A 3,181-nucleotide genomic window follows, 5' to 3' on the forward strand; every position below is an offset into this window, starting at 1 on the left:
CGAGCAGGGCGGTGCCCGCACCCCCGCCGCGCCACTGCGGGTGCACCGAGAGGTTGACGAAGCCCAGCCCCGGATCCGCGCTCTCGTGCAGCAGCCCGGTCCGCGCCGCGCCGACCACTCTCCCGGCGCTCTCGGCGACCAGCACACCGAACCGCTCGGCGGCCGGCGCGCCGGTGAGGCGCCAACCCAGCCACTCCTCGGTGATCAGCTGGTACGGCGCGGCGGCGGCCAGCACCTCGGCGACGCCGGCGACGTCGGCGGGTCGCAGCGGGCGAACGACAGGGGCCATGGTGGGGGAACCTACCCCGACGCGGCGCCGTCCGGGGGGTGCGAATCCGGGCGCGCCGGGGCGCCCTGTGCCAGGCTCAGGGGCATGGACGACACCACCATCCTGAACCGGATCTCGGAACTCGTCGACGAGGAGCACCGGCTGCGCTCCGCGGCGCAGGCCAACGAGTCCGGCACCGACGACGAGGCGCGCGAGCGGCTGCGCGCGTTGGAGGAGTCCCTGGACCAGTGCTGGGACCTGCTGCGCCGCCGCCGGGCGGCCCGGCAGGCGCACGGCGACCCGGAAGCCCAGGGCGAGCGCCCGATCCCGGAGGTCGAGCGCTACCTCCAGTAGAGCGGGCCCGCCGGGTGGCGACGCCCGGCGGACGAGGCGGCTACGCCCGGACGGTCCGGTGACCGTCCGGGGCGTACCCGGATCAGCGGATGCCCGCCTCGCGCAGCAGCAGACCGGTCAGCTCGGCCGGGTCGACCTCGGCCGTCGGCAGCCCCCGCGCGACGAACCAGGCGCCCACCACCTTCACGTCCCGGGCCAGGAACTCCGGCCCCTGCGGGTTGGCCACCACGTCGACCACCTGCGGCAGGTCGATCATGACGAGGCGCCCCCGGTGCACCAGCAGGTTGTACGGCGACAGGTCGCCGTGGGCGTACCCGGCGCGGGCCAGCACGACCAGCGCGTCCACCATCTGCTCCCACAGCGAGCGCAGCTCGCCCGCCTCGGGGCGCAGCTGGGCCAGCCGGGGCGCGGCCGCGCCCTCGTCGGCGTCGCCGACGAACTCCAGCATCAGCTCGGTGCCGATCAACTGGACCGGGTAGGGCACGGCGATCCGCCCGGACTCCGCGCCGATCTCCCAGAGCCGGCTGAGGGCGGCGAACTCGGCCGCGGCCCACTGCCCGGCAATCATCTGCCGGCCGAACGCGGTACGCCCGGCCATCGCCCGGTTCTCCCGGGACCGCCGCACCCGGCGCCCCTCGAGGTAGCCGGCATCGCGGTGGAAGAGCCGGTGCTGGGCGTCCCGGTAGCGCTTGACCGCCAGCAGGCAGGACCGGTCGGTGTCCGGCACCGCGCGGCGGACGAGGTGGACGTCCGCCTCCTTGCCGGTCTTGAGCACACCGAGCTCGGTGTCCCGGGCGGCCAGCTCGGTGACCAGCCACTCGGGGTGAGGTTCGGGGCCGTGGACGGCCTCGTCCCAGGAGGACCAGCGGTCCTCGGGCTCGGGCTCGTCGTCGGGCTCGACGAGGGCCGGCTCGACGTGCCGGCCGTGCTTCAGGAAGTGTGGTTCGTCGTCGTCGAAGCGGCTCTTGCCGCGGCCACGGCGCTGCGGCGCCGGGAGGTCGTGTTCGCGCACGGAAGTGGTGATCCCTTGATCGAGGCTGATGGAGGCAGGTGGAACGACCCTGCAAAGACGGCCATGACCGACCTCCTTCTCCTCGACCGGGCTCGACCCGGCTGCGCACCCGCGCGGCCCCATGCTGACCGACCCCCGATCCGGCGGCAACCGAATTACCGGACCCCGCCCGGGCCGTCCGGGCCTCAGGCGGCGAGCACCGTGGCGACGGCCGCGATCAGCGAGTCGACGGTGCGGGTCGGGGCGAACCGGTTGTCCGGCCAGGTACGCCCCCGGTGCAGCCAGACGCTGGGCAGGCCGACGGCGGCGGCCCCGCCGATGTCCGCCTCCGGGCTGTCCCCCACCACCCACGCCCCGCGCAGCGGCATCCGGGCCCGCTGGGCGGCCAGCGCGAAGATCCGCGGATTGGGCTTGCTGACCCCGGCCTCCTCCGAGATCACCCAGTCGGCGACGTACCGGTCCAGCCCGGTCTGCCGGATCTTGGCGTCCTGCTGGCGGACCGAGCCGTTGGTGACCACCACCGGCACCCAGCCGGCGTCGTCGGCGATCCGCAGCGCGCAGGCGACCAGCGGGTCGAGGCGGGTGTTCGCCACCACCCCGTCGTGCAGCTCCTCGACCAGGTCGATGGAGGGGATGCGCAGCGCGTACCGGTCGCGGATGGCGTCGGCGACGTCCCACCGGTCGGTGAGCCCGTCGGCGTCGATGGAGAGCAGCCAGTCGATGTCGGTGTGGGGCGCGCCGATGCTGGCCAGGAACCGTTCACCCCAGGCGCGGAACGGACCCGCCCGGTCGAGCAGGGTGTTGTCCAGGTCGAGCAGGAGCAGCGGCACGCGGGCACCTTACGGGAGAGGGGGTCGCCGTCGACAGGGCCGGGCGGTCGGCGACGTCCGTCAGGCCGGCAGCGCCGTTCGGGGGGAGCCCTTGGTCGGCGGGCCGGTCGGCGAGCATCGAGTGGGCCGAGCGGGTCGCCGCGAGGGCGGCCGGGTCCAGGGTGGCGACCAGCACGGCCTCACCGTCGTCGGCGCCGCGCACCAGCGGCCGCCCCTCCGGGTCGTAGACCGCCGCGCCACCGTTGAACCGCCACGGGTCGGCGCCTCCGACGGCGTTGGCGAAGACGACGTACATGGTGTTGTCCAGGGCCCGGGCGGCGTAGTAGAGGTCGCGCCGGTGCGCCGACCCGGCGAGGTAGCCGCTCGGGCAGAGGTAGCCGTGTGCGCCGTCGGCCGCGGCGGCCCGGGCGTGTTCCGGGAAGCACCCGTCGTAGCAGATGCCCAGCCCGAGCCGCCAGTCGTCGACCAACAGGGTGGCGCCCCGCCGGCCGGCGTCGAACAGCTCCCGCTCGCCGCCCCAGAGCTGCTGCTTGTCGTACCCGACCCGGATCGCGCCGGTCGGGTCGGCGACCAGGGCGGAGATGGTCCGGCGGCGGTCGGGGTGGCGGACCGCGGCGCCGACGACGAGGGTGATCCGGTTGTCGCGGGCGGCGGCCCGCAGCGGGTCGAGCCGGGGGTCGTCGACCGCGCCGTCGCCGGTCGCGGCCACGTCCGTGC

The 3,181-nt window shown here is 75.3% G+C and carries 5 protein-coding genes; 1 reads left to right on the forward strand and 4 read right to left on the reverse strand.

Features of this window, described 5'->3' with window-relative positions:
- Nucleotides 1-289 (reverse strand): GNAT family N-acetyltransferase (locus tag JNW89_RS32385; RefSeq protein ID WP_238451951.1); only part of this gene is annotated, 289 nt, incomplete at its 3' end.
- Nucleotides 290-373: 84 nt separating this feature from the next.
- Here JNW89_RS32385 and JNW89_RS32390 point away from each other — a divergent pair.
- On the forward strand, nt 374-622 hold the full coding sequence (locus JNW89_RS32390) for a DUF2630 family protein (RefSeq protein WP_179805745.1): 249 nt from the start codon (nt 374-376) through the stop codon (nt 620-622).
- 82 nt (nt 623-704) lie between these two features.
- On the opposite strand, the gene JNW89_RS32395 is transcribed toward JNW89_RS32390, so the two are convergent.
- From JNW89_RS32395 to JNW89_RS32405, 3 genes are all read right to left on the reverse strand, one after another.
- On the reverse strand, nt 705-1,634 hold the full coding sequence (locus JNW89_RS32395; protein ID WP_238451952.1) for a serine protein kinase RIO: 930 nt from the start codon (nt 1,632-1,634) through the stop codon (nt 705-707).
- 185 nt (nt 1,635-1,819) lie between these two features.
- Entirely contained in the window at nt 1,820-2,464 is a 645-nt protein-coding gene (locus JNW89_RS32400; protein ID WP_238451953.1) for an HAD family hydrolase, read from the reverse strand.
- On the reverse strand, nt 2,394-3,181 hold a 788-nt coding region (locus tag JNW89_RS32405), incomplete at its 5' end, for a carbon-nitrogen hydrolase family protein (RefSeq protein ID WP_238451954.1). The genes JNW89_RS32400 and JNW89_RS32405, both read right to left, overlap by 71 nt.

The sequence above is a fragment of the Micromonospora sp. 4G55 genome, assembly GCF_016803375.1.